Consider the following 25,302-nt stretch of genomic DNA (forward strand, 5'->3'; position numbering starts at 1 on the left):
TAGAGCTTGAACCACACAACAGAAAAGTGTGCTTGTTCGCTCGAAACCATTAGGGTTTCGGTGGTCATAGCGTGAGGGAAACGCCCGGTTACATTTCGAACCCGGAAGCTAAGCCTTACAGCGCCGATGGTACTGCAGGGGGGACCCTGTGGGAGAGTAGGACGCCGCCGAACAATCTTTGGAGGACCTCTGGTCCCAGCGTTCACGCTGGGACCAGAGGTCCTTTTCTTTTTTTACAGCCCGGAGCGCGCCGAGTAGCTGGCTGCGCGAGAATGACTTGCGGTACCGAAGACAGGAGTCACCCGATGTCCACCAACTCTCCCGAGGATCGACCGGAGCGCGACGAGCGGCGACGGGACAGTGGTGACCGCGGCGACCGTGGCGGGTACCGCGGAGGCCCGAGCCGTAGCAACGATCGAGGAAACGACCGCGGCGGCAGTAGCAGCGGTGGTGGTCGTGGTGGCTACGTTCGTCGTGACGACAACCGTGGGGGCGCCCCTCGCCGCGACGACCGTAGCGGTGGTGGCGGTGGCGGTGGCGGTGATCGCGGTGGTTTCCGTGGGCGTGACGACCGTTCCGCCGGTCCGCGTCGTGACGACCGGCCCGCCGGCCCCCGTCGTGATGACCGCGGCGGTGAGCGTGGTGGCTTCCGTCGGGACGACAACCGTGGCGAGCGACCCGCGTTCCGGCGCGACGACCGCGGCGACAACCGGGGTGACCGTCGCGACGACAACCGTGGTGATCGCGGTGGGTTCCGGCGCGATGACAATCGCGGTGAGCGTCCGCCTTTCCGGCGTGATGACCGCAGGGACGACCGTCGTGAGGGTGACCGTCCTGCCTTCCGGCGTGACGACAACCGTGGCGACCGGGGCGGCTACCCCCGCCGCGACGACCGACGCGATGACCGTCGTAGCGACGACCGTGGCAGTGGCGATCGTGGCGGTTTCCGTGGGCGGGACGATCGTCCGTCGGGTCCGCGTCGTGATGACAACCGTGGTGAGCGGCCGCCTTTCCGTCGGGACGACAGTCGTGGTGAGCGGCCCGCGTTCCGTCGTGATGACCGTGACAACCGCGGTGAGCGTCCGCCCTTCCGGCGTGATGACCGCAGGGACGACCGTCGTGAGGGTGACCGTCCTGCCTTCCGGCGCGATGACAACCGTGGCGACCGCGGCGGATACCCGCGCCGCGACGACCGCCCCGCGGGTCCGCGTCGTGATGACAATCGCGGTGAGCGGCCGCCTTTCCGTCGGGACGACAGTCGTGGTGAGCGGCCCGCGTTCCGTCGTGATGACCGTGACAACCGTGGCGAGCGTCCGCCCTTCCGCCGTGACGACCGCGACAACCGTGGTGACCGCGGTGGTTTCCGTGGGCGTGACGACCGTTCCGCCGCGCCCCGTCGTGACGAGCGGCCCGCCGGCCCCCGTCGTGATGACCGTGGCGGCGATCGCGGTGGGCGTCCCGGTGGCTTCCGGCGCGACGACAGCCGTGGTGACCGTCCCGCCTTCCGGCGTGACGACGACCGCGGTGGCTACCCCCGTCGTGACGACCGGCGTGATGACCGGCGCGGCGACGACCGGCGTGGTGGTGGCCGGTTCCGTGATGAGCGGGAGCGTGACCGCGACCGTGAGCCGATCAAGCGGCTGCCGATCCCCGAGGACGTCACGGGCGAGGAGATCGACAAGGACGTACGGCAGGAGCTGCTCAGTCTGCCGAAGGGGCTCGCGGAGGACGTCTCGAAGAACCTGGTGATGGTTGCCCGGCTCATCGACGAGGACCCCGAGGGTGCCTACGCCTACTCCAAGATCGCGCTGAGGCTGGCGTCCCGTGTCGCCGCCGTACGAGAGGCGGCCGGGTTCGCCGCGTACGCGAACCAGAAGTACAGCGAGGCGCTGGCCGAGTTCCGGGCCGCGCGTCGGATGACCGGCAGCGTGGAGCTGTGGCCCGTGATGGCCGACTGCGAGCGCGGGCTCGGGCGGCCCGAGAAGGCGCTGGAGATGGCCGGGGCCACCGAGGTGCACAAGCTCGACAAGGCCGGGCAGGTCGAGATGCGGCTCGTCGCGGCCGGTGCCCGGCGTGACATGGACCAGCTCGACGCGGCCATCGTCACGTTGCAGAGCCCCGAGTTGGCCTCGAACACCGTGCAGCCGTGGACCGCGCGACTGCGGTACGCCTACGCCGACGCACTGCTCGCCGCCGGGCGTGAGAACGAGGCGCGGGAGTGGTTCGCCAAGGCCGTGGAGTCCGACAAGGACGGCAGCACTGACGCGTCGGACCGCCTCGCCGAGATGGACGGTGTCGAGTTCGTCGACGCGTTCGTCGAGGACGAGGAAAGCAACGACACCGACACCGACACCGACGCCGATAGTGAGATCGACGACGAGGACGACATCGACGTTGAGGACGACGACCTCGACGACGACGAAGTCGAGCCCGTGGTCGAGGCCAAGGACGCCGACACGGCCGACGACAAGGACTGACGGCCACACGTCAGTGACGACAAGGGCGGGACCCCGACACCGGGGTCCCGCCCTTTCGTGTTTCCCGTGCCTCAGGATTCCAGCGTGCGCAGTACCAGGCCCGACGCCGGCTTCGGGCCGAAGGACGTCGACTTGCGGGGCATCGTGACGCCCTGTCGGGCCAGGTCCCGTACCACCTCTTCGCGGACGGGGTGCATGAGGACGGCCGTACCGCCGTCGCGTTCCGCCTTGCGGATAGTGGCGGCGGTGTCGTGGATGTAGGCGATGTGTGCCGGGGAGTCCTCGGGGATGTGCCAGACGTGGGCCAGGAGCGTGGCGTGCAGGACCGTGGCGTCCAGGGTGCGCCAGGCGGCGGGGCGGTCGGCGGGGATCGTACGGGCCAGGAGGTCCGGGTCGGGGCGGTCGACCAGGTGGAAGGCGCCGTCGCCGGCGAGGAGGAAGGCGTTGCCCGCGCAGGCCGCGTCGGCCAGGGTCTCCAGGGCTTCTGGGAGGGGCACTTCCAGGCGCCGTACGCGGAACAGGCCCTCCAGGGATGCCAACGCGTCGGAGACCGGGACGCCGTGCAGGAGGCGGTGGATCGCGCGGACGCGGAGCGGGTAGCGGGCCGTGTCTACGAGGAGGACGAGGCCGTAGTCCCAGGGGCTGGGGGAGGGGTGCTCCGCGCGTAGACGTCGATAGGTCGCCCAGCGGTGGTGGCCGTCGGCGATCAGGGCCTGGTGGTGGGTCAGGTCCCGCTGGATGCGGGCCAGGTCGGTGGGGTCGGTGACCGACCAGAGGCGGTGGCTGTAGCCGTCCTCCGTGGTCGTCGCCAGGAGCGGGGGCCGCTCGGCGACATGCTCGACGACGGTGGTCGTGTCGGCCGGTGAACCGTTGCCGCGGTAGGTCAGCAGCAGGGGTTCGAGGTTGGCGGAGGTGGCGCGCATGAGGGCCGCGCGGTCCGCGACCACGTGCGGCATGACGTCCTCGTGCGGCAGGACCACGCCCTCCGACGGGTCCGACAGGCGCAGGGCGCCGATGATGCCGCGTTGCAGCAGGCCGTTGCCGTCGCTCTGCTCGTAGACGTAGAGGCCGGGCTCGGGGTCGGTGGTGAGGACTCCCTCGGCGAGCCAGCGGTGCAGGGTGTCGGCGGCCTGTTCGTTGCGGGCCTTGGGGGTGGTGGCCTGCGGGAGGATCAGCCGGACGATGTTGTGCGGGTCGGAGTCCTGGAGGTGGTGCAGGCCGTCGGGGCGTACGACGACGTCGTACGGTGGGGACGTCACGGCGGCCAGGCTGCCGACCAGGTCGGGGTCGTAGCGAAGGCCTCGGAACGGGGTGAGTTCCAGGCCTCGGCGCTCCGTTGCTTCCGAGTGACCTGCGGTGTTCATCCCGGCATCGTACGTGTGTCAGTGGCATGCGCGATGATCGGGTGAAAGCGATCGAACGAGGAGCGATGTGGAATGAGCCAGAGCGTCAGGACGAAGCCCGAGGGCAGTGGGCAGGCCCTGAACGAGGCGTATGACACGGCGCTTCTCGACCTCGACGGGGTGGTGTACGCGGGGGGCAACGCGATCGTCCACGCGGTCGATTCGCTCGCCACCGCGCGCGCGGACGGCATGCGGCTCGCCTATGTCACCAACAACGCGCTGCGGACGCCGGACGCGGTGGCCGAGCACCTCACCGAGCTGGGCATACCGACCGGGGCGGACGATGTCATCACCTCCGCGCAGGCTGTCGCCCGGCTGATCAGCGAGCAGGTGCCGGCGGGCGCGCGGGTGCTGGTGATCGGTGGGGAGGGGTTGCGGGTCGCCTTGCGCGAGCGTGGACTCGATCCCGTCGACTCGGCCGAGGACGATCCGGCGGCGGTCGTGCAGGGGTACGGCGGGCCCGACCTGGTGTGGTCCCGGTTCGCGGAGGCCTGTTACGCGATCGCGCGCGGGGTGCCGTGGTTCGCGTCCAACACCGACCTGACGATCCCGAGCGCGCGCGGGATCGCGCCGGGCAACGGCGCGGCTGTGGAGGTCGTACGGATAGCGACCGGGGCCGAGCCGCAGGTGGCGGGCAAGCCGTTGCCGCCCATGCACAAGGAGACGATCCTGCGGACGGGCGCCGAGCGGCCGTTGGTGGTGGGCGACCGGCTGGACACGGACATCGAGGGGGCGTTCAACGGGGATGTCGATTCGCTGCTCGTCCTGACGGGTGTGACGGACGGCGCGCAGTTGCTCGCGGCGCCGCCGCACCACCGGCCGACGTACGTCGACGCCGATCTGCGGGGCATGCTCACCGGGCAGCCCGAGGTCACCGAGGCGGGAGACGGCTTCCGGTGCGGGGGGTGGACCGCGACGGCGGGCCGCGAGCGGCTGGAACTCGACGGTGAGGGTGAGCCCTTGGACGGGCTGCGGGCGCTCTGCGCGGCGGCCTGGACGGCGGCGGGGGACGGCTCCTGCGCGCTGGACGGGGAGAAGGCGCTGGCGCGACTGGGGCTGTGAGGGAGGGCTCGCCCTCCGGACCCCGTGCGAGGGTAGGCTAACCTAACCTCGTGTTGGTCGACAGTCCCCCAGAACAGTGCGCGGAGACCGCCCCCGCGCCCCCAACCCGCCGGGCGGTCCGTGTCCTTGGGCTCTTCGCCGCCGTGGCGCTCCTGGTGCTCGTCGCTCTGGCGAGCATCGCGATAGGCGCGAAATCGCTGCCGTTGGGGGATGTGTGGCACGGCCTGTTCCATGACTCGGGGACGTACGCGGACGTCGTGGTCGACGACCGGATCTCGCGTACGGTCCTCGGGCTGCTCGCCGGTGCCGCGCTCGGTCTCTCCGGAGCCGTCCTCCAGGCGCTCACCCGCAACCCCCTCGCGGACCCCGGGCTGCTCGGCATCAACGCCGGTGCCTCCGCCGCCGTCGTCACCGCGATCACCTACTTCGGTGTCACGAGCCTGAGCGGCTATGTCTGGTTCGCCTTCGCTGGCGCGGCGGCCGTAGGGGCCCTGGTCTGGTTCCTCGGCGGTAGCCGGGGTGCCACACCCGTGCGCCTCGCCCTCGCCGGCACCGCGATCAGCGCCGCGCTCTACGGCTATCTCCAGGCCGTCATGATCATGGATGACGCGGCGCTCTCCAAGATGCGCTTCTGGACGGTCGGTTCACTGGCCTCGGCCACCGGCTCGACGATCAGCCAGGTCGCGCCGTTCCTCGCGGTCGGCACGGTCGTCGCGCTGCTGCTGGCCCGGCCGTTGAACGCGGTGGCGATGGGCGACGACACCGCCCGCGCCCTCGGCGCCAACCTCAACCGGACCCGGGCACTCGCCATGCTCTCCGCGACCGTGCTGTGCGGGGCGGCCACCGCGGCCTGCGGTCCGATCGTGTTCGTCGGCCTGATGGTGCCGCACGTGGTGCGCTCCTTCACCGGGCCCGACCTGCGCTGGATCCTGCCGTACGCCACGGTCCTGTCGCCCGTGCTGCTGCTCGGCGCGGACGTGCTCGGCCGGATGATCGCGCGGCCCGCGGAACTTCAGGTCGGCATCGTCACCGCGATCCTCGGCGGTCCGGTCTTCATCTATCTCGTGCGGCGCCGGAGGACGACCCAGCTGTGAATGTCTCTCGAACGACGGCTACGACGGCCACGACGGCCAGGAAGGCCGCGACGGTACGGACCGGTGGCCTTTCCGTCCGGTTCGATCTCCGAGCCCTCACGGTCGTCGTCCTCCTCCTGGTCTGCGCGCTCGCCGCGAGCGTCGTGCTGATCGGTACCGGCGACTTCCCGATCCCGGCCGGTGACGTCCTCAAGACGCTGTTCGGGGGCGGTGACCGGGGCCAGGAGTTCATCGTCAACCAGCTGCGGCTGCCACGGGTCCTGGTCGGGCTGCTGGTCGGCGCCTCGCTCGGGCTCGGCGGTGCGCTGTTCCAGTCCATCTCCCGCAATCCGCTGGGCAGTCCGGACGTCCTCGGCCTCTCGCAGGGGTCGACGGCCGGGGCGCTCGTCATGATCGTGCTGTTCTCCGGCAGCGCGACCGCAGTCACCCTCGGGGCACTCGTCGGCGGCCTCGTGACCGGGCTCGCGATCTATCTGCTCGCCTGGAAGCAGGGGGTGCACGGGTACCGGCTGGTTCTGGTCGGCATCGGCGTCTCCGCCGTCGTCACCGCCGTCAACGGCTATCTGCTCACCAAGGCCGACCTCGTCGACGCGGCCCGCGCGGTCGTCTGGATGACCGGTTCCCTCAACGGCCGTGACTGGACCCAGGTCTGGCCGCTGCTCGGGCTGTGTGCCGTCCTGCTGCCGCTGGTCCTCGCCAACGCGCGCGGGCTGCGAATGATGGAGATGGGCGACGACGTGTCGTACGCCCTGGGCGTGCGCGTCGAGCGGGTACGGCTGCTGCTGATGGTGGCCGCCGTGCTGCTCACCTCGGCCGCCACCGCCGCGGCCGGACCCGTCGGCTTCGTCGCGCTCACCGCGCCGCAGCTCGCCCGGCGTCTGACCCGCTCGCCGGGTCCCAACCTGGTTCCCTCGCTGTGCATGGGCGCCACCCTGCTGGTCACCGCCGACTGGGCCTCTCAACGGGCCTTCGGCGCCGACCAGTTGCCCGTGGGTGTGGTCACCGGAGTCCTCGGCGGGGTCTACCTGCTGTGGCTCCTGGTCACCGAGCGCAGGGCGGGCCGGATATGAGCAACCAGAGTGGCCTCAGCAGCGGGCTGAACAATCGAAGGAGCACCGTGAACCGTCTGTCCGCCGAGAACGTCACCCTCGCCTACGACCAGCGCGTCATCGCACGCCAGTTGTCGGTGGAGATCCCCGACAACTCCTTCACGGTGATCGTCGGCCCGAACGCGTGCGGCAAGTCCACGCTGCTGCGGGCGCTGTCGCGGATGCTGAAGCCGAACGAGGGCCGGGTGCTGCTCGACGGACAGGTCATCCAGTCGATGCCGGCGAAGAAGGTCGCGCGCACCCTGGGCCTGCTGCCGCAGTCGTCCATCGCGCCCGACGGGATCACCGTCGGCGACCTCGTGGGCCGTGGCCGGTACCCGCACCAGGGCATCCTGCGCCAGTGGTCCTCCGAGGACGAGCGGGTCGTACAGGAGTCGATGGCACAGACCGGTGTCGCCGAACTCGCCGATCGCTATGTCGACGAACTGTCCGGCGGGCAGCGGCAGCGGGTGTGGATCGCGATGGCGCTCGCCCAGCAGACACCCCTGTTGCTGCTCGACGAGCCGACCACCTATCTGGACATCCAGCACCAGATAGACGTCCTCGACCTCTGCGCCGAACTGCACGAGGAGCAGGGCCGCACGCTGGTCGCGGTGCTGCACGACCTCAACCACGCCGCCCGGTACGCCACCCACCTCATCGCGCTGCGGGAGGGCGCGGTCATCGCGGAGGGCGCCCCGGGCGACATCGTCACGGCCGAACTGGTCGAGGACGTCTTCGGGCTGCGCTGCCAGGTCATCGACGACCCGGAGACGGGGACACCGCTGGTGGTGCCGGCCGCGCGCAAGGCACGTACGCAGACGCGGACCGATCTCGACAAGGTGGCTGCTAAAGAAGCTTCCTGAGGCGGAACAGGTCGAAGACGTTCGCCTCCAGCTTCACCCGGCCCGAGCCCCAGGCCTTCGCGAAGTTCAGGCCGCCGTTCACCATGGCCACCAGGTCGTCGCCGGCCATGGTCAGCCTGATCTGGGCCTTCTCCGGCGGAAGGCCCGGCACGGTCTCGTCCACCACGATCCGGCCGCCGGTCAGCCGGCCGACGAAGGTGATGTCGAGATCGGTGATCCGGCAGCTCACCGAGCGGTCCATGGCCGCGGCGGCGCGGACATTCCCCTCGGCCTGCTGCATGTTGTCCGAGAGCTTTTCGAGTGCGGCGCGGCACTCCTCGATCGTTGCCATCGTGATCGACGGTACCCCAGGCCTTCGGGGTAGCGTCTGGGCATGAGCGACTCAGTTCCCGAGGCAGCCGCCCAGGCCGCGGCCGAGGCCGTACCGGAGGCGGAGCCCAGCTACGACCCCGCCGCCCCGGCCCCGCTGGACGTGGACCGTGCCCCGAGCGGCAATGCCGATGTGGACGCCCAGCTCGGGCGGCTGGCCGACACCGACCACCTCGCCACGGACGGACACGTGGAGGTGTACGAGGATGTACACCGGGGGCTGCGCGACGCGCTCACCGCGCTCGACGCCCGCCCGGGACCTCCGGCGCCCCCATCGCCGTACCAAAACAGGAGCTGAACCGAACGTGGCAGGAGTGGCACGCCGCCGTCTCGACGCCGAGCTGGTGCGACGGAAGCTCGCGCGCTCGCGGGAGCACGCGAGCCAGTTGATCGCGGCCGGCCGGGTCAGCGTGGGCAAGACCGTCGCGACCAAGCCCGCCACCCAGGTGGAGACGGCGGCGGCGATCGTCGTCGTACAGGACGACGGCGACCCCGACTACGTGTCGCGGGGCGGCCACAAGCTCGCCGGCGCGCTGGAGGTCTTCGTGCCGCAGGGGCTCGCGGTCGAGGGACGGCGGGCGCTGGACGCCGGCGCGTCCACCGGGGGCTTCACCGATGTGCTGCTGCGGGCCGGTGCCGCGCAGGTCGTGGCGGTCGACGTCGGGTACGGGCAACTCGCGTGGTCTCTTCAGAGCGATGAACGCGTCACCGTCAAGGACCGTACGAACGTACGCGAGTTGACGCTTGAAGCGATCGATGGGGAGCCTGTGGATCTTGTCGTGGGGGATCTGTCCTTCATCCCGCTCGGGCTGGTGCTGCCCGCCCTGGTGCGGTGCACGAAGCCGGACGCGGACCTGGTGATGATGGTCAAGCCGCAGTTCGAGGTGGGGAAGGAACGGCTGGGGAGCGGGGGGGTCGTGCGCAGCCCCGAGCTACGGGCCGAGACGGTGCGCGGTGTCGCCCGGCGGGCCGCCGAACTGGGGCTCGGGGTGCGGGGGGTCACCGCGAGCCCGCTGCCCGGACCGTCCGGGAATGTCGAGTACTTTCTGTGGCTGCGGGCCGGGGCACCCGAACTGGACCCGGCCGATGTTGACCGTGCAGTGGCGGAGGGGCCGCGTTGACACAGAACCGAGCTCGTACTGTTTTCCTGCTCGCGCACACGGGCCGCCCCGCGGCCATCCGGAGTGCCGAACTGGTCGTCAAGGGGCTGCTGCAGTCCGGCATCGGAGTGCGCGTCCTGGAGTACGAGGCACGTGACCTGCCGTTGCCCGACGAGGTGGAGACGGTCACCGAGGCCACCCCGCAGTGCCTTGAGGGCTGCGAACTGCTCATCGTCCTCGGCGGCGACGGCACGCTGCTGCGCGGCGCCGAGTTCGCGCGCGCGTCCGGGGTGCCGATGCTCGGCGTCAACCTCGGCAGCGTGGGGTTCCTCGCGGAGGCCGAGCGGGACGATCTCGACAAGGTCGTGGACCGGGTGGTCACCCGCGCCTACGAGGTCGAGGAGCGGATGACCGTCGATGTCGTCGTGCACAAGAACGGCAACATCGTGCACACCGACTGGGCGCTGAACGAGGCGGCGGTGCAGAAGGCCGGCGCCGAGAAGCTGCTCGAAGTCGTGCTGGAGATCGACGGGCGGCCGGTGACGGGGTTCGGCTGCGACGGGATCGTGTGTGCGACTCCCACCGGGTCGACGGCGTACGCGTTCTCCGCGGGCGGGCCCGTGGTGTGGCCCGAGGTGGAGGCGCTGCTGATGGTGCCGATCAGCGCGCACGCGCTGTTCGCGAAGCCGTTGGTGACCTCGCCGGACTCCGTGCTCGCCGTCGAGGTGCTGCCGCACATTCCGCCGGGGGTGCTGTGGTGCGACGGGCGGCGGACGGTCGAGCTGCCGCCCGGGGCGCGGGTCGAGGTGCGGCGGGGGGCCGTGCCGGTGCGGCTGGCCCGGCTGCATCACGCGTCGTTCACGGACCGGCTCGTCGCGAAGTTCGCGTTGCCTGTTTCCGGGTGGCGGGGCGCTCCTCACTAAGTGTGGGCGAGGGGTCCCTTCCCTCGCCCGGGTGACAGGGTGCCTCGCGCTTCTTGTGCCCTACCTCGTAAGGTCTTCACCGTGCTGGAAGAGATGCGGATACGGTCGCTCGGAGTCATCGACGACGCAGTCGTCGAACTGTCGCCGGGGTTCACCGCCGTCACGGGTGAGACGGGTGCGGGCAAGACCATGGTCGTCACCAGTCTCGGGCTGCTGCTCGGTGGCCGGGCGGACCCGGCGCTGGTGCGGATCGGGGCGAAGAACGCGGTGGTGGAGGGGCGGATCGCCGTCCCTCCGGGCGCCTCGGCCGTCCTGCGGGCCGAGGAGGCCGGCGCCGAGCTGGAGGACGGGACGCTGCTCGTCAGCCGTACCGTTTCCGCCGAAGGGCGCTCCCGGGCGCACCTGGGCGGGCGTTCCGTGCCGGTGGGGCTGCTCGCCGAGCTGGCGGACGACCTCGTGGCCGTGCACGGGCAGACCGATCAGCAGGGGCTGCTCAAGCTGTCCCGGCAGCGGCAGGCCCTCGACCGGTACGCCGGGGACGCCGTCGCCGGGCCGCTGGCGAAGTACGGCGAGGCGTACCGGCGGCTGCGGGCCATCACCGTGGAACTGGACGAGATCACCACGCGCGCGCGTGAACGGGCCCAGGAAGCCGACATGCTGCGCTACGGACTCGACGAGATCGCGGCCGTTGAGCCGCGCGCCGGTGAGGACGTGGAACTCGCCGCCGAGGCCGAACGGCTCGGGCACGCCGAGGCGTTGGCGTCCGCCGCGACGGTCGCCCACGCCGCGCTCGCCGGCAACCCCGAGGACCCCGAGGGCATCGACGCGGCGACCCTCGTCGCGGGTGCGCAGCGGGCCCTGGAGGCCGTACGGTCGCACGACTCGGCGCTGGCCTCGCTCACCGACCGGATCGGTGAGATCGGCATTCTGCTGGGCGATGTGGCGGGGGAGTTGGCGGGTTACGCCGACGACCTGGACGCCGACCCGCTGCGGCTGGCCGCCGTCGAGGAACGCCGAGCCGCCCTCACCACGCTCACGCGGAAGTACGGCGAGAACATCTCCGCCGTGCTCGCGTACGCCGAGCAGGGGGCCGCGCGGCTGACCGAACTCGACGGCGACGACGAGCGCATCGACGAGCTGACCGCCGAGCGGGACGCGCTCCGGGCCGAACTGGGCGGACTGGCACAGGCGTTGACCGACGCCCGGACGGAGGCCGCCGCGCGCTTCGCCGCCGCGGTCACCGCCGAGCTGGCCTCCCTCGCGATGCCGCACGCGCGCGTGTCCTTCGAGATCCGGCAGACCGAGGACCCGGAGGGCGTCGAGGTCGGCGGCCGTCCGGTCGCCTACGGCCCGTCGGGCGTCGACGAGGTCGAACTGCTGCTGGCGCCCCACCCCGGCGCCCCACCGCGCCCCATCGCCAAGGGCGCGTCCGGCGGCGAACTGTCCCGGGTGATGCTCGCCGTCGAGGTCGTCTTCGCGGGCACGGACCCCGTACCGACCTACCTCTTCGACGAGGTCGACGCCGGCGTCGGCGGCAAGGCCGCGGTCGAGATCGGCCGACGCCTCGCCAAGCTCGCGAAGACCGCCCAGGTCGTCGTCGTCACCCACCTCCCCCAGGTGGCCGCCTTCGCCGACCGCCAACTCCTGGTCGAGAAGACCAACGACGGCTCCGTCACCCGCTCCGGCGTGAAGGTCCTCGAAGGCGAGGACAGGGTCCGGGAGTTGTCCCGGATGCTGGCGGGCCAGGAGGACTCGGAGACGGCTCGGGCGCATGCGGAGGAGTTGCTGGCTACGGCTCGGGCGGACGGGTAGGGCGCGCCGAGCGTGCGGGTGCTGGTCGGAGTCGGGGAGTGGGTCCGGGGGTTGTCGGACGCCGGCTCGGCCGGGGCCTCGGGATGGCCCGGGCGCATGCGGAGGAGTTGCTGGCCACGGGTTGGGTGGACGGGTAGGGCACGCTGTGTGTCCGAGGCCGGCCGGATCCGGGGAGCGGGTCCGGGAGTTGCTTCGGATGCCGGCTCGGGTCGGGAGCCTCGGGATGGCCCGGGCACACGCGGAGGAGTTGCTCGCGACGGGTAGGGCGCGCCGCGCGTACGGGGGGCTGGTCGGATTCGTGGACCAGGCCCGGGAGTTGTCTCGGATACCGGGTGGCCAGGAGGGGGCGGGGGACGGCCTGGGCGCGCGTGGAGCGGCTGTTGGCGACGGCTTGGGCGGACGGGTGGAGGCACGCTGTGCGTCCGAGGCCGGCCGGAGGCGGGAGTAGGTCCGGGAGTTGACTCGGGTGCCGGCTCGGTCGGTTGCCTCGGGACGGCCCGAGCACACTCGGAGGAGTTGTTGGCCACGGCTTGAGTGGACGGGTAGGGCGCGCCGAGCGTGCGGGGGCTGGTCGGAGTCGGGGAGTGGGTCCGGGGGTTGTCTCGGATGCCGGCTGGCCAGGAGGGGGCGGGGGACGGCCTGGGCACGTGCGGAGGAGCTGTTGGTCACGGCTTGGGCGGAGAGGTAGGGCGCGTTGCGGGGGCTGGTTGGCGTCGGGTGCGGGGGCCGGGAGTGGCTCGGACGGCGGCTCCGTCAGGGGTTCCGGGACGGCCCGGGCCCACGCGGAGGAACTGCTTGCCACGGCTCGGGCGGACGCGTGGGGCGCGCTCCGCGTACGGTGGCCGGATGATCGTGCGCCTGCCTCGTACCGCCTCCTTCGCCCTCGCCGCCGTCGTCACCCGCACGACCCTGGTCGCCTTGCGGGCCAAGGGACTTGGTGGTCGCTGGGAGCGGAAGAACCATGCCGGGCGGACCGTCGACCTGTACGCGGCGCCTGCCGTTGTCGCCGGTGCCGCTCTCGCCGCCGGGCGGGTTCGGCCGGTTGCCGGGTTCGCGGTGCTGGCGGCCGGGGCATGCGGTGGTTACGACGATGTCGTGGGGGTGGGGGATCCGCGGAGTGGATTTCGGGCGCACCTCTCGGCGCTCCGGGACGGTGAAGTGACCAGCGGGGCCGTGAAGTTGTTCGGTGTCTCGGCGGCGGGGCTCGTCGCCGGGGCGTTGCTCAAGGAGCGGCCGGTCGACAAGGTGCTCGCGGGTGTGGTGATCGCCGGTGCCGCCCACTTCGTCAACCTCGTGGACGTGCGGCCTGGGCGGGCCGTCGGGACGGTGCTCGCCCTGGGGGCGCCGGGGCTGCTGCGCCGAGGACCTGGAGCGGAGCTGGCCGCCGCCGCGCTCGGTGCCGCCGGTGCCGTACTGCCGGACGACTTCGGGGAGTCGACGATGCTCGGCGACGCGGGGGCGCACGCCCTGGGCGCGGCGCTCGGCGCGGCCGTGGTCGCCGGCAACGGCCGGGCGGGACTGGTGGCGCACGCCGCCGCGGTGGTGGCCGCGGCGGTGTACGGGGACAAGGTGAGCGATCTGGCGCGGGCCGTCTGAAGCGCGTCCCCCCTCACTCGTACGAGTGACACCCTCGCCCCTGTTGCCCTTCCGCGCCGCCCCCGGACCCTCCGGTGTTGCCGGAACACCCGTACGTGCTGGCATCCTTGAGTTGGAACGCGTAGGAAGCGTGCGGTACACCCCCACCGCCCGATCCTTCTGTACTTTCTTCGTGACCGCCCGTTGCCGAACCAGGAGCCCCGGCCACGTGACCCCCGTGAGCAGCCACTCACCGCACGGCCAGTCGCCGCTGCGCACCGTGCAGGTGCTCGGCGGAGGCAACGCCGCCAGCAGCGCGCATGTGCGCTCCCTGGCCTCCGGGCTCGTCGCCCGGGGCGTGCGGGTGACGGTGTGCGCCCCCGTCGAGGCCGATCACACCTACGACTTCACGGGCGCCGGCGCCGACCACGTGCACGTGCCGCGCAGCAGCGACCCGGCCTCCGTGGCCGCGCTGCGAGCGGCCTGCGCCGACGCCGACCTCGTCCACGCGCACGGGCTGCACGCCTCCTTCCGCGCCGCCCTCGCGCTCAGCGGCCGCCGTACCCCGCTCGTCGTGACCTGGCACAACCGCGCCCACGCCGAAGGCGCGCGGGCGCACCTGCTGCGGCTGCTGGAGCGACGGGTCGTGAAGGCCGCCGTCGTCGTCCTCGGCACCACGTCCGACCTCGTCGACCGGGCCCGACGGACCGGCGCCCGGGACGCCCGGCTCGCCGCCGTCGCGCTGCCCGGCCCGCGCCCGACCGTGGAACACGAGGACCCCGACCGGCTGCGCCCCAAGCTCCGGGCCGAACTCGGCGCCACCGACCGCCCGTTGCTCGTCGCCGTCGGCTCGCTCGACCGGCAGCGGGGCTACGACACGCTCCTGGACGCCTCGCGCGGATGGTGCCGCCTCGATCCGACGCCGTTGCTGGTGATCGCGGGGGAGGGGCCGCTGCGGGGCGAGTTGCAGCGACGGATCGAGGGCGAGGAGCTGCCGGTCCGGCTCATCGGGCTCCGCGACGACGTGGGCGAACTGCTCGCCGCCGCCGATGTCGCACTGCTGCCCAGCAGTTGGGAGTCCCGCTCGGTGATCGCCCAGGAAGCCCTCCACGCCCGCGTGCCGCTCGTCGCGACCGCCGTCGGAGGCATCCCCGAACTCGTCGGCGACGCCGCCGAACTCGTACCGTACGGCGACGCGAAGGCCCTCGCCGACGCGGTCACCGGACTGCTGCGCGACCCCGAACGGCGGGAGCTGCTGCGGGAGAAGGGCATTCGGCAGGCGGCCACCTGGCCCACCGAGGACGAGACCGTCGCCCAAGTCCTCAGTGTCTACGACGAGTTGACCCAGCCTCTGCCGCTGACCTGAGCCGGACCAGAGAGATGCGGACTCACGGCACCAGCCTGCGTGCCCGCAGCGCCAGGCTCAACGCCAGTACCGTCTGCGGGTCTTCGAGGTCCGTGCCCAGCAACTCCCCTATCCGAGCCAGCCGGTTGTAAAGGGTCTGCCGGTTGAGGTGCAGTTCGCGGGCCGTCTCCGCCTTGCGGCCCGCGTGCGCCAAGTACGTCTCCAGGGTGGGGAGAAGAGGCGGCTTGGAGCGGTTGTCGTGGTCCCGGAGCGGGCCGATCGCGCGGTCCACGAAGGCCGCCAGGTCGGGATGGTCGCGCAGCCGCCACAGCAAGAGCTCGATGTCCAGGCGCCGGGCGTCGTACCAGGGGCGGTCGGACAGGCCCTGTGCCGCCGTCGCCGTCTCGGCCGCGTGCCGCAGCCCCGCCGACGCGGCCGCCCAGCCGCCGGCCACCCCGACGACCACGATCGGGGGCTGTGCGCCGGGGCCCTGCATCCCCGCCCGTTCCACGCCCGCCCGCAGCGCCGCAGCGACCCGGTCCGCGACCGCCGACCGCTCCGACTCCGAGCGCAGGCCCAGCAGCAGCGGGACCCGGCCCTCGACCGGCCGTACGCCCAGCAGGACCGGGACCCCGACCGAGGCCAGCTCCTCCGCGACCGCGCGGGCCAGGACCGCCCAGCCGCCGCCGGGCGCGGACAGCGCCTCGCCCAGCCGCATCACCACGGGCAGCAGCGGACTGGTGCCGGGTTTGAAGCCCAGCACCCGTGCCTGCGCCGGGGCGTCCTCGGCGGTGATCCGGCCCTCGGCGAGGTCGGTGAGGAAGTCGCCGCGTCCGCGGGCCGCCAGCTCCTCCTCCTGGCGGGCCTGCATCAGCACCACGGCGAGGCTGCCCGCGGCCCGTTCGGCGGCGATGCGGTGCACGGGGGCGAGCGGCGCCCGTACCGGAAGCAGGACGATCCGGGCCCGCACCGAACCCGTACCGGGACCACCGCCGGGCACGTCCACCAGCACCGAACCGGCGGGCGGGGAGGCGTCCTTGTGCAGACCGCGCAGCCCCTCCCACACCTGGAGCGGGTCGGCGCCCTCGGGGCCGGACCCGGCGGCGTACAGGAGTTGGCCGTCCGGGGTCTCCAGGAAGACCGGGTTGTCGCTGAAGTCGGCCAGGATGCCCAGGACTTGGGGGATTCCGCCGCCGCCGAGCAGGGCCTGGGTGCAGCGCCGGTGGACCTCCTCGGCCTGCTGGAGCAGCGCGTAGTGGCCGTTGACGATCTCGGTGTGGATCTCCTCGGTGACCGCGACGAACGGCACCTCGCGATGCAGCTGGACCAGCGGGAGTCCGGTCGCCCGGGCCGTCTCGACGAGGGTGGCGGGCAGCCGGGTGAACCGCGGGCCGAGTTCGACGACCAGGGCCGCGATGCCCCGCTCGGCGAGGGTCCGGACGAAGGCGCGCTGTTCCGCCGGGCGGGTGCCGAGGCCGTAGCCCGTGGTCAGGAGCAGTTCGCCGCCCTTGAGGAGGGAGGCGATGTTGGGGACCTCGCCCGTGTGCACCCAGCGCACGGTCCGCTGCAGCCGGTCGGCGCCCGCCAGGATCTCCGGCAGCCCACTGCGCAGCCCAGGCAGTTCCAGCGCCCGCTGAACGGTGATCCCGGCGCCCTGGCTGTCGAATGTGCTGTCGGTGCGGCTGTCCATGGGGCGGACGCTACCTGCGTGGACGCCGCTTCACTACGTGGGCCTGATGTTGTGGTTGAAGCGGAAGACGTTGTCGGGGTCGTACTCCCGCTTCACGGCCGCGAGGCGCCGGACGTTCTCGGCGCCGAGGCCCGCGACCACGCGGTCGCCGCCCTCGTCGCCGACGAAGTTGAGGTAGACCGCTCCCGTGCTCCAGGGGCGGACCCGGGCGCGGACGTCCCTGACCCAGGCGATGCAGCGTTCGTCGTCGGCCGGGTCCTCCCAGATGCCGAAGGGGTGCACGGCCCAGGGCGCGTCCCGGTAGGGCACCGGGAACTCGGTGGGGCCCGACGCGATGGCGCCGCCCTGCGGGAACAGCACGTGCTGCGTGCCGGTGGGGACCGGCATGCTCTCCCCGAGGGCGCAGTAGACGTCCGTGAACGCGTCGGGCACGCCGGTCAGATATTCGGCCGACCAGTAGTTCCGCAGGTCCGGCGGGTCGTCCAGCATCATCTGGAGTTGGGTGTACGGCAACGCGGCGACGATCTCGACGTCGTGCGGCAGCGCCAGCAGCGGCTGGGCGAGTTTGCGGAGGTCCTCCTCGGCGCCCGCGTAGGTGATGAGGGCGCCGCACAGCCGCCTGCCGACCAGATGCTCGGGTATGAACTCCTCGGGCGGGCCGGTCATGTAGATGACGGCGCCGCCCGCTTCCTGCGGGGCGGCCTCGATGATCTCGCGGTAGGTGCGGACCACGTCCGGGCCGTGCTCAGGCTCGTACATCATCATGGCGATGGAGAACTCGGGCAGTTCGTGCAGCCGCAGGGTGAGTGCGGTGGCGATGCCGAAATTGCCGCCGCCGCCGTGCAGCGCCCAGAACAGCTCCGGGTTCTCCTCGGCGCTCGCGTGCACCACCCTCGCGTCGGCGGTCACCAGCTCGACGCCGAGCAGGTTGTCGACGGCGAGCCCGAAGGCGCGGTCCAGCCAGCCGGAGCCGCCGCCCAGCACGAAGCCGCCGACGCCGGTGGTGGAGACCCGGCCGCCGGTGGTCGCCAGACCGTGTTCCTGGGTCGCGCCGTCCAGTTCGCTCATGGTGGCGCCGCCCGCGATCCGTACCGCCCGGGCCGCCGGATGCACGGTCACCTCGCGCATATGGCGCAGGTCCACTACGAGCGCCCCGTCGCCCAGCGCCATGCCCGCGACACTGTGCCCGCCGCCGCGCACCGCGATCGGCAGATCCAGCTCACGGCCGAAACGTACGGCCCGTACGACATCGGCCTCGTCCACGCACTGCGCGATCACGGCGGGGCGCCGGTCGATCATCGCGTTGAAGACGCGCCGGGCGTCGTCGTAACCCTGATCCCCCGGGGCGAACACGTCGCCGACCAGATCCTCACGCAGCGCGACGAGGGCCGCGCCCGCCTTCGATGGGGAAGCCATGGCCGCCCGCTTCCATAAAGGGGCAAATGTGGTTCTTCCAGACTAGGCGCGCTCGGCCCGGCAGTCGCGCCGTGGGTTCACCCAGCCGCCTCTGACATGGCACTGACAGTGCGGATTCCAAGGTCATAGTGTGAGCCGGCGATCACGGGAATTTCTCATCGAGGGGGAGAAGTGATGCCACGTCAGGCCTTGCGAAGAACGCCGCTCCAGGTGTTCGGGACGGTCCTGCTCGCCTTGCTGACGCTGATGGGCCTGGTGACGGCGACGGGCCGGGCCCACGCGGCCGGTGCCACCGGTGCCGGTTCGTTCTCCGAGTCCGAGCTGTGGGACTCGACCGATACGAACGACGCGTACGCGAGCTTCCACGTGCAGGGCCTCGGAGTGGTGCCCGAGGGCATCGTGCCGCCCGCCGGAGGCCAGGCGCTGCCCGCCGACGTGGTGCTCACGTTCACCGAGGGCCGGTTCGCCATGCAGGACGGGGGACCGAAGGGCCTGCTCCTGCGCCGCAGCGTGGACGCGGGGCTCACCTGGTCCGCGAGCACCGTCGTGGTCCCGCAGGACGCGACCCAGAGCTGGGGCGACCCGACACCGGTGGTGGACCGGCAGACCGGCCGGGTGTCCCTGTTTTGGAAGGGGGACGGCTCGAACATCTACGTGAAGCGGAGCGACGACGCCGGCGCCACCTGGTCGGCCACCGAGGACCTGACCCCGCTGTTCGCCTCGAATCCCTACGGCTGGACACGCGACGCCCCGATTCCGGGCCATGGCGTACAACTGAGCACCGGCCGCCTGCTGATGCCCGTCATGCACCGCGCCGCCGGCACCGCCACGGACGCCAACTACGGCATGGACATGCTGTACAGCGACGACCACGGCGCTTCGTGGCACCGAGGTTCCCCCTTGATGGACCCCGACTACCCGATCAACGAGAGCCGTATCTACGAACGCTCCGACGGCGCGGTCGTCCTCAACGGCCGCTGGGGCTCGGGCGGCACCCGCTACCGCGCCACCTCGATCAGCACCGACGGCGGGCTGACCTGGTCCGCCCCGGCTATCGACGGCTCGACCGGGACGTTCAGCTCGGTCGACGCGGGCATGCTCCGGTACAGCAGCGGCTCGGTCGACCGGCTGCTGTTCTCCCGACCGGACTCGTCCGCCCGGGAGAACATGACCGTCTCGATCTCCTACGACGACGGAGCGAGCTTCCGCTACAGCCGTGTGATCGACCCGGGCACGTCCTACTACTCCGACCTCGCACGGCTTTCCGACGGCACGATCCTGCTGGTCTACGGCCGTGACGGCACCGTGGCCAACTACCCCGAGCGCATCAGTGTCGCCCGGTTCGACCTCGCGTGGCTGACCAAGGGCAGGGACAGCCTCGCCGCCGGCCCCGGGTTCACCCGGCACACGTACGAAATGGCCACCGCGGACGCCCGTACCGACACCGGCGCCGCCGTGCCGATCTTGACGGACGCCAACGCCCAGGGCGGCAAGGCCCTGCGCTACGGGGCCACCGACGTGGGCGAGTACGTCGATGTCCCGTTCGATGTCACGCAGGCGGGCGACTACGAAGTCTCCGCGCGCTTCCATCGCAGCTTCGGCCAGGGGCGGATACGCGCGAGCATCGACGGCACGGCACTGAGCCAGGGGCTGTTCGACCCGACGCTGACATCCGGCTCCGACACCTATGACATCGACGGCTATCAGGTCTACGGGCTGGGATCGACGACACTGGCCGCCGGTCAGCACACCGTCCGCTTCACCCTCGCCGCCGTCGGGCGGGCCGGCGGCAAGGCCATCGCCCCCGACCAGTTGACCCTCGTCACGGGCGGACAGCCCGCGGACGTACCGAAGACCGTGTCGGACAACGACTTCATACCGGGCTTCGACACCCTCTCCGGCACCTGGACCGACGTCAACTCGCTCTCCGGCGCCTACGGGAACAGCCACGACACGCACGCCGCCGGAACCGGCACCGCCAGTGTGGAGTTCCGGCCCGATGTGCCGATGAACGGCGTGTACGAGGTCTCCGCCTGGTTCAAGGCCGCGTCCGGCCAGGCATCCAACGCCTCCTACGTCATCAACCACGCCGACGGCCAGACGGCGGTGACGGTCAACCAGACGTCCGGCGGCGGTCGTTGGGTCCGGCTCGGCGAGTTCCCGTTCGCCGGCGGCGGCGACGGCACGGTGACCCTGTCGGACGCCGCCGACGGCACGGTCGTCGCCGACGCCGCGCGGCTGTCCTACCGGGGTGCCGTCACCGACAACGGCTCGTCCGGTTTCAGCACGGTCTCCGGCACCTGGAACGCCGGGACCAGCGTGGCCGGTTACCAGGGGGCGAACTACCTCACCCACGCCGCCGGTACGGGCACCTCGGTCGTGCGCTGGCAGACCGAGGTGCCGACGACCGGGATCTACGACGTGGCCGTCTGGTACACCGACAACGACAACCGCGCGGACAACGCGCCCTATACCGTCACGGACGCCAAGGGCTCCACGCCGGTGCGTGTCAACCAGAAGGTGGACGGCGGCCGTTGGATCTCCCTGGGCAAGTACTCGTTCACCGCCGGAAGCAAGGCCGTCGTCCAACTCTCCGACGACGCCGACGGATACGTGGTGGCCGACGCCGTGCGGATCACGGCCCAGGGGCTGGTCGCCGACAACGACGACGCCAGTACGTACAGCGTGGTCTCCGGCACCTGGAACCCGGCATCGGGCATCAAGGGCTACTACGGGGCGAGTTACCGCACCCACGCGGCCGGCACCGGCACCTCGGTCGTGCGCTGGCAGTCGGCCATACCGTCGAGCGGGATGTACGACGTGGCCGTCTGGTACACGGACGATCCCAACCGCGCGACCAACGCCGCCTACACCGTCGGATACGCGGGCGGCTCCACCGTCGTCCGCGTCGATCAGACCGAACGCGGCGGCCGTTGGGTGTCGTTGGGCAGCTTCCCGTTCACCGCCGGAACCCCGGCCGTCGTCGAACTGTCCGACGACGCCGACGGATACGTCGTGGCCGACGCGGTCCGCTTCATCGAGTAGGCCGGGACAGAAACAGCACGGCGCGGGCCCGCCGGATCGACTTCCGATCCGGCGGGCCCGCGTCCGTCGCGCTCAGCCGCCGTACGCCCCCGACGCCGTCAGCCGCAGTGCCGTGTCGATCAGGGGCACATGGCTGAAGGCCTGCGGGAAGTTGCCGACCTGGCGTTGCAGACGCGGGTCCCACTCCTCGGCCAGCAGGCCCAGGTCGTTGCGCAGGGACAGCAGCTTCTCGAAGAGCTTGCGGGCCTCGTCCACCCGGCCGATCATCGCGAGGTCGTCCGCCATCCAGAACGAGCAGGCCAGGAAGGCGCCCTCGTCGCCGGGGAGGCCGTCGACGCCCTCGTCGGTGCCCGAGGTGGGGTAGCGCAGGATGAAGCCGTCCGGCGTGGACAGCTCGCGCTGGATCGCCTCGATCGTGCCGATCACGCGCTTGTCGTCGGGCGGCAGGAAGCCCATCTGCGGGATGAGGAGCAGGGAGGCGTCCAGTTCCTTCGAGCCGTAGGACTGTGTGAAGGTGTTGCGCTCCTTGTCGTAGCCGCGCTCGCACACGTCCCGGTGGATGTCGTCGCGCAGTTCGCGCCACTTCTCCAGCGGACCGTCCGCGTCACCCGACTCGATCAGCTTGATCGTGCGGTCGACGGCGACCCAGGCCATCACCTTGGAGTGCACGAAGTGGCGGCGCGGGCCGCGCACCTCCCAGATGCCCTCGTCGGGCTCGTCCCAGTGCTTCTCCAGGTAGCGGATCAGCTTGAGCTGGAGCAGGGAGGCGTAGTCGTTGCGGGCCAGGCCCGTCATGTGGGCCAGGTGCAGGGCCTCGGTGACCTCGCCGTAGACGTCGAGCTGGAGCTGGTGGGCGGCGCCGTTGCCGACCCGGACCGGGCCGGAGTTCTCGTAGCCCGGCAGCCAGTCCAGCTCCGCCTCGCCGAGCTCGCGCTCGCCGGCGATGCCGTACATGATCTGCAGGTTCTCCGGGTCGCCGGCCACCGCGCGCAGCAGCCACTCGCGCCAGGCGCGGGCCTCCTCGCGGTAGCCGGTGCGCAGCAGCGAGGAGAGGGTGATGGCCGCGTCGCGGAGCCAGGTGTAGCGGTAGTCCCAGTTGCGGACACCGCCGATCTCCTCGGGGAGGGAGGTGGTGGGCGCGGCGACGATGCCGCCCGTGGGGGCGTAGGTCAGGGCCTTGAGCGTGATCAGGGAGCGGACCACCGCCTCGCGGTAGGGGCCGTGGTACGTGCACTGCTCGACCCAGTCGCGCCAGAAGTCCTCCGTGGCCTCCAGCGACTGTTCCGGCTCGGGGAGCGGCGGCGGCTGCTTGTGCGAGGGCTCCCAGGAGATGGTGAACGCGATCCGGTCACCCGGCGCGACGGTGAAGTCGGCGTATGTCGTGAGCTGCTTGCCGTAGGTCTCGGCGGATGTGTCGAACCACACGGAGTCGGGGCCCGCGACGGCGACCGTGCGGCCCTCGTGCTTGTGCACCCAGGGGACGACCCGGCCGTAGGAGAAACGCATCCGGAGGGTCGAGCGCATCGGGACGCGGCCGGAGACGCCTTCCACGATGCGGATCAGTTGGGGGGCGCCGTCGCGAGGGGGCATGAAATCGGTCACGCGGACCGTGCCGCGCGGGGTGTCCCACTCGGATTCCAGGATGAGCGAGTCGCGGCGGTAGCCGCGCCGGGCCGCCGTCGGCGGCTGGGCGTCGGACGCGTGGGCGGGGCCCAGTCGCCAGAACCCGTGTTCCTCCGTGCCCAGCAGACCGGCGAAGACGGCATGCGAGTCGAAGCGGGGCAGGCACAGCCAGTCCACTGTGCCGTCCCGGCAGACCAACGCTGCGGTCTGCATGTCTCCGATGAGTGCGTAATCTTCGATGCGCCCGGCCACGTGCAACTCCAGTCGAACGGCCACGTCGCCCCCCAGAACAGGGGCGGTCGCTGTGTGCGGTCAAGGGATCGTTTGTAGTGCGTCGTTGAGCGATGAAGCAAACGGAGGTCGTTGCTCAACGGGCTGACAAGCTCTCGTTGTTCCGGGAATTACGGGCGGGGGTGGTGCCGTGTTCCGGACCGGCTCGGCAGCGAGTGTCCGAGCAGGATACGACGCACGTAGATGATCTGTGTGCCGCTCTTGGCAACGGAGCTGGGCCGAACGGGTGAGCGCCGGGTGAGAAGCAGGTAACCGGGGCGCGTCCGTGTCGATGTGGGTGCGGAGCGTGGCCGGAAGCCATCTCCTCCAGGCGCTGATACCCTGGTAGCCCGTGGACCGGTGGGCGCAAATCCCCCGACCGCAACTCGAACCGCGACCACGGGAGCCCCCTCTTGGCCATGCCGCCCGCTGCTTTCCGAAGCAACACAGCCACGACGACCAAGCACATCTTCGTCACCGGGGGTGTCGCCTCCTCGCTCGGCAAGGGCCTCACCGCCTCCAGCCTCGGCATGCTCCTCAAGGCGCGGGGCCTGCGCGTCGTGATGCAGAAGCTCGACCCGTATCTGAACGTCGACCCCGGCACGATGAACCCCTTCCAGCACGGTGAGGTCTTCGTCACCAACGACGGCGCCGAGACCGACCTGGACATCGGCCACTACGAGCGTTTCCTCGACCGCGACCTGGACGGCAGCGCCAACGTCACCACCGGCCAGGTCTACTCGACGGTCATCGCCAAGGAGCGCCGCGGCGAGTACCTCGGCGACACCGTGCAGGTCATCCCGCACATCACCAACGAGATCAAGCACCGCATCCGGCGCATGGCGACCGACGAGGTCGACGTCGTCATCACCGAGGTCGGCGGCACGGTCGGCGACATCGAGTCGCTGCCCTTCCTGGAGACGGTCCGCCAGGTCCGTCACGAGGTCGGCCGGGACAATGTGTTCGTCGTCCACATCTCGCTCCTGCCGTACATCGGCCCCTCGGGAGAGCTGAAGACGAAGCCGACCCAGCACTCGGTTGCGGCCCTGCGCAACATCGGTATCCAGCCGGACGCGATCGTGCTGCGCTCCGACCGCGAGGTGCCCACCGCGATCAAGCGCAAGATCTCGCTGATGTGCGACGTCGACGAGGCCGCCGTGGTCGCCTGTCCCGACGCCCGCTCGATCTACGACATCCCGAAGACCGTGCACAGCGAGGGTCTGGACGCCTATGTCGTCCGCAAACTGGACCTGCCGTTCCGCGATGTGGACTGGCGGACCTGGGACGACCTGCTCGACCGCGTCCACAACCCGCTGCACGAGATCAACCTCGCGCTGGTCGGCAAGTACATCGACCTGCCCGACGCCTATCTCTCGGTCACCGAGGCGCTGCGCGCCGGCGGCTTCGCCAACAAGGCCCGGGTGAAGATCAAGTGGGTCACCTCGGACGACTGCAAGACCCCGGCGGGCGCCGCCAAGCAGCTCGGTGACGTGGACGCGATCTGCATCCCCGGCGGCTTCGGCGACCGCGGTGTCTCCGGCAAGGTCGGCGCCATCCAGTACGCCCGCGAGCACAAGATCCCGCTGCTCGGCCTGTGCCTGGGCCTGCAGTGCATCGTGATCGAGGCCGCGCGCAACCTGGCCGGCATCGAGGACGCCAACTCCACCGAGTTCGACGCGGCCACCGGCCACCCGGTCATCTCCACCATGGCCGAGCAGCTCGACATCGTCGCCGGCGAGGGCGACATGGGCGGCACCATGCGCCTGGGCATGTACCCGGCCAAGCTCGCCGAGGGCTCCATCGTGCGCGAGGTGTACGACGGCAAGGAGTACGTCGAGGAGCGGCACCGCCACCGCTACGAGGTGAACAACTCCTACCGCGCCGAGCTGGAGAAGAAGGCCGGACTGCAGTTCTCCGGCACCTCCCCGGACGGCAAGCTCGTCGAGTACGTCGAGTATCCGCGCGAGGCGCACCCCTACCTCGTCGCCACCCAGGCCCACCCCGAGCTGCGCTCCCGCCCGACCCGGCCGCACCCGCTCTTCGCGGGCCTGGTCAAGGCCGCCGTGGCACGCAAGACGGGCAAGTAGTACAGAAGTTGTACGGTGACCGGGGTGCGCGCCTTCAAGAGGTGCGCACCCCGGCCG

The 25,302-nt window shown here is 71.3% G+C and carries 18 protein-coding genes, 1 rRNA gene and 1 pseudogene; 15 read left to right on the forward strand and 5 right to left on the reverse strand.

The features are described from left to right. Nucleotides 1-56 precede the first annotated feature (56 nt). The 3 genes and pseudogenes from rrf to AB0M63_RS31600 all read left to right on the forward strand — a co-directional run bounded on the left by rrf (nucleotide 57) and on the right by AB0M63_RS31600 (nucleotide 2,477). Nucleotides 57-173: ribosomal RNA gene (gene rrf / locus AB0M63_RS31590) — 5S ribosomal RNA — on the forward strand. Between the two features lie 99 nt (nucleotides 174-272). Further along, nucleotides 273-1,052, forward strand: a pseudogene (locus AB0M63_RS31595) (tetratricopeptide repeat protein); the annotation flags it as partial. A gap of 588 nt (nucleotides 1,053-1,640) precedes the next feature. Beyond that, nucleotides 1,641-2,477, forward strand: a complete 837-nt coding sequence (locus tag AB0M63_RS31600) for a hypothetical protein (RefSeq protein ID WP_366021982.1) — start codon at nucleotides 1,641-1,643, stop codon at nucleotides 2,475-2,477. Between the two features lie 71 nt (nucleotides 2,478-2,548). On the opposite strand, the gene AB0M63_RS31605 is transcribed toward AB0M63_RS31600, so the two are convergent. Then, entirely contained in the window at nucleotides 2,549-3,841 is a 1,293-nt protein-coding gene (locus AB0M63_RS31605; protein WP_366021815.1) for a DUF1015 domain-containing protein, read from the reverse strand. A gap of 72 nt (nucleotides 3,842-3,913) precedes the next feature. Between AB0M63_RS31605 and AB0M63_RS31610 the strand changes: the two genes are divergently transcribed. Genes AB0M63_RS31610 through AB0M63_RS31625 form a run of 4 tightly spaced genes read left to right on the forward strand, consistent with a single transcriptional unit; the run spans nucleotide 3,914 to nucleotide 7,990 of the window. Beyond that, on the forward strand, nucleotides 3,914-4,942 hold the full coding sequence (locus AB0M63_RS31610; RefSeq protein ID WP_355921567.1) for an HAD hydrolase-like protein: 1,029 nt from the start codon (nucleotides 3,914-3,916) through the stop codon (nucleotides 4,940-4,942). Nucleotides 4,943-4,992: 50 nt separating this feature from the next. Next, nucleotides 4,993-6,036 (forward strand): iron chelate uptake ABC transporter family permease subunit, encoded by a 1,044-nt coding sequence (locus tag AB0M63_RS31615; RefSeq protein ID WP_355921570.1) that lies wholly within the window; start codon nucleotides 4,993-4,995, stop codon nucleotides 6,034-6,036. Beyond that, nucleotides 6,033-7,106, forward strand: a complete 1,074-nt coding sequence (locus tag AB0M63_RS31620) for an iron chelate uptake ABC transporter family permease subunit (protein ID WP_366021816.1) — start codon at nucleotides 6,033-6,035, stop codon at nucleotides 7,104-7,106. Before AB0M63_RS31615 ends, AB0M63_RS31620 begins: the two co-directional genes overlap by 4 nt. Beyond that, nucleotides 7,103-7,990, forward strand: a complete 888-nt coding sequence (locus AB0M63_RS31625) for an ABC transporter ATP-binding protein (RefSeq protein WP_355921575.1) — start codon at nucleotides 7,103-7,105, stop codon at nucleotides 7,988-7,990. Before AB0M63_RS31620 ends, AB0M63_RS31625 begins: the two co-directional genes overlap by 4 nt. On the opposite strand, the gene AB0M63_RS31630 is transcribed toward AB0M63_RS31625, so the two are convergent. Further along, nucleotides 7,974-8,321: an SCP2 sterol-binding domain-containing protein gene (locus tag AB0M63_RS31630; protein ID WP_355921578.1), complete on the reverse strand. Its 348-nt coding sequence runs from the start codon at nucleotides 8,319-8,321 to the stop codon at nucleotides 7,974-7,976. The two genes, AB0M63_RS31625 and AB0M63_RS31630, sit on opposite strands and share 17 nt — an antisense overlap. Before the next feature lie 42 nt (nucleotides 8,322-8,363). On the opposite strand from AB0M63_RS31630, the gene AB0M63_RS31635 reads away from it, so the two are divergent. From AB0M63_RS31635 to AB0M63_RS31660, 6 genes are all read left to right on the forward strand, one after another. Further along, nucleotides 8,364-8,657, forward strand: a complete 294-nt coding sequence (locus AB0M63_RS31635) for a hypothetical protein (RefSeq protein ID WP_366021817.1) — start codon at nucleotides 8,364-8,366, stop codon at nucleotides 8,655-8,657. A gap of 7 nt (nucleotides 8,658-8,664) precedes the next feature. Further along, the gene (locus AB0M63_RS31640) at nucleotides 8,665-9,480 is read left to right on the forward strand and encodes a TlyA family RNA methyltransferase (protein WP_355921584.1); all 816 of its coding nucleotides are present in this window, start codon (nucleotides 8,665-8,667) and stop codon (nucleotides 9,478-9,480) included. Next, the gene (locus AB0M63_RS31645) at nucleotides 9,477-10,382 is read left to right on the forward strand and encodes an NAD kinase (RefSeq protein ID WP_355921587.1); all 906 of its coding nucleotides are present in this window, start codon (nucleotides 9,477-9,479) and stop codon (nucleotides 10,380-10,382) included. Before AB0M63_RS31640 ends, AB0M63_RS31645 begins: the two co-directional genes overlap by 4 nt. A gap of 93 nt (nucleotides 10,383-10,475) precedes the next feature. After that, nucleotides 10,476-12,194 (forward strand): DNA repair protein RecN, encoded by a 1,719-nt coding sequence (gene recN, locus AB0M63_RS31650; protein ID WP_366021983.1) that lies wholly within the window; start codon nucleotides 10,476-10,478, stop codon nucleotides 12,192-12,194. An 846-nt stretch (nucleotides 12,195-13,040) separates the two neighbouring features. Next, nucleotides 13,041-13,790: a hypothetical protein gene (locus AB0M63_RS31655; RefSeq protein WP_366021818.1), complete on the forward strand. Its 750-nt coding sequence runs from the start codon at nucleotides 13,041-13,043 to the stop codon at nucleotides 13,788-13,790. A 208-nt stretch (nucleotides 13,791-13,998) separates the two neighbouring features. Continuing rightward, nucleotides 13,999-15,135, forward strand: coding sequence for a glycosyltransferase family 4 protein (locus AB0M63_RS31660; RefSeq protein WP_366021819.1), 1,137 nt, complete (start codon nucleotides 13,999-14,001; stop codon nucleotides 15,133-15,135). A 22-nt stretch (nucleotides 15,136-15,157) separates the two neighbouring features. Here the strand turns inward: AB0M63_RS31660 and AB0M63_RS31665 are convergent, their stop codons facing one another. Next, nucleotides 15,158-16,804 carry a PucR family transcriptional regulator gene (locus AB0M63_RS31665; RefSeq protein ID WP_366021820.1) on the reverse strand — a complete coding sequence of 549 codons (1,647 nt, stop codon included), beginning with the start codon at nucleotides 16,802-16,804 and terminating at the stop codon, nucleotides 15,158-15,160. A 33-nt stretch (nucleotides 16,805-16,837) separates the two neighbouring features. Beyond that, nucleotides 16,838-18,220, reverse strand: coding sequence for an FAD-binding oxidoreductase (locus AB0M63_RS31670; RefSeq protein ID WP_366021821.1), 1,383 nt, complete (start codon nucleotides 18,218-18,220; stop codon nucleotides 16,838-16,840). Between the two features lie 174 nt (nucleotides 18,221-18,394). On the opposite strand from AB0M63_RS31670, the gene AB0M63_RS31675 reads away from it, so the two are divergent. Further along, nucleotides 18,395-21,265: an exo-alpha-sialidase gene (locus AB0M63_RS31675; protein ID WP_366021822.1), complete on the forward strand. Its 2,871-nt coding sequence runs from the start codon at nucleotides 18,395-18,397 to the stop codon at nucleotides 21,263-21,265. 72 nt (nucleotides 21,266-21,337) lie between these two features. Here the strand turns inward: AB0M63_RS31675 and AB0M63_RS31680 are convergent, their stop codons facing one another. After that, complete coding sequence (locus AB0M63_RS31680; protein WP_366021984.1) at nucleotides 21,338-23,140, reverse strand: glycoside hydrolase family 15 protein; 1,803 nt, start codon at nucleotides 23,138-23,140, stop codon at nucleotides 21,338-21,340. Between the two features lie 437 nt (nucleotides 23,141-23,577). Between AB0M63_RS31680 and AB0M63_RS31685 the strand changes: the two genes are divergently transcribed. Continuing rightward, the gene (locus tag AB0M63_RS31685) at nucleotides 23,578-25,245 is read left to right on the forward strand and encodes a CTP synthase (protein ID WP_355921605.1); all 1,668 of its coding nucleotides are present in this window, start codon (nucleotides 23,578-23,580) and stop codon (nucleotides 25,243-25,245) included. Nucleotides 25,246-25,302 lie beyond the last annotated feature (57 nt).

The sequence above is a fragment of the Streptomyces sp. NPDC051576 genome, assembly GCF_040681835.1.
In the GTDB taxonomy this organism is placed as follows: Bacteria; Actinomycetota; Actinomycetes; order Streptomycetales; family Streptomycetaceae; genus Streptomyces.

Excerpts from the sequence above, each read along its gene's own strand:
- AB0M63_RS31665 (WP_366021820.1), bottom strand. The coding sequence starts at position 16,804 with ATGGACAGCCGCACCGACAGCACATTCGACAGCCAGGGCGCCGGGATC.
- AB0M63_RS31605 (WP_366021815.1), bottom strand. The coding sequence starts at position 3,841 with ATGAACACCGCAGGTCACTCGGAAGCAACGGAGCGCCGAGGCCTGGAA.
- AB0M63_RS31685 (WP_355921605.1), top strand. The coding sequence starts at position 23,578 with ATGCCGCCCGCTGCTTTCCGAAGCAACACAGCCACGACGACCAAGCAC.
- AB0M63_RS31675 (WP_366021822.1), top strand. The coding sequence starts at position 18,395 with ATGCCACGTCAGGCCTTGCGAAGAACGCCGCTCCAGGTGTTCGGGACG.
- AB0M63_RS31610 (WP_355921567.1), top strand. The coding sequence starts at position 3,914 with ATGAGCCAGAGCGTCAGGACGAAGCCCGAGGGCAGTGGGCAGGCCCTG.
- AB0M63_RS31625 (WP_355921575.1), top strand. The coding sequence starts at position 7,103 with ATGAGCAACCAGAGTGGCCTCAGCAGCGGGCTGAACAATCGAAGGAGC.
- recN (WP_366021983.1), top strand. The coding sequence starts at position 10,476 with ATGCGGATACGGTCGCTCGGAGTCATCGACGACGCAGTCGTCGAACTG.
- AB0M63_RS31670 (WP_366021821.1), bottom strand. The coding sequence starts at position 18,220 with ATGGCTTCCCCATCGAAGGCGGGCGCGGCCCTCGTCGCGCTGCGTGAG.
- AB0M63_RS31630 (WP_355921578.1), bottom strand. The coding sequence starts at position 8,321 with ATGGCAACGATCGAGGAGTGCCGCGCCGCACTCGAAAAGCTCTCGGAC.
- AB0M63_RS31655 (WP_366021818.1), top strand. The coding sequence starts at position 13,041 with ATGATCGTGCGCCTGCCTCGTACCGCCTCCTTCGCCCTCGCCGCCGTC.
- AB0M63_RS31635 (WP_366021817.1), top strand. The coding sequence starts at position 8,364 with ATGAGCGACTCAGTTCCCGAGGCAGCCGCCCAGGCCGCGGCCGAGGCC.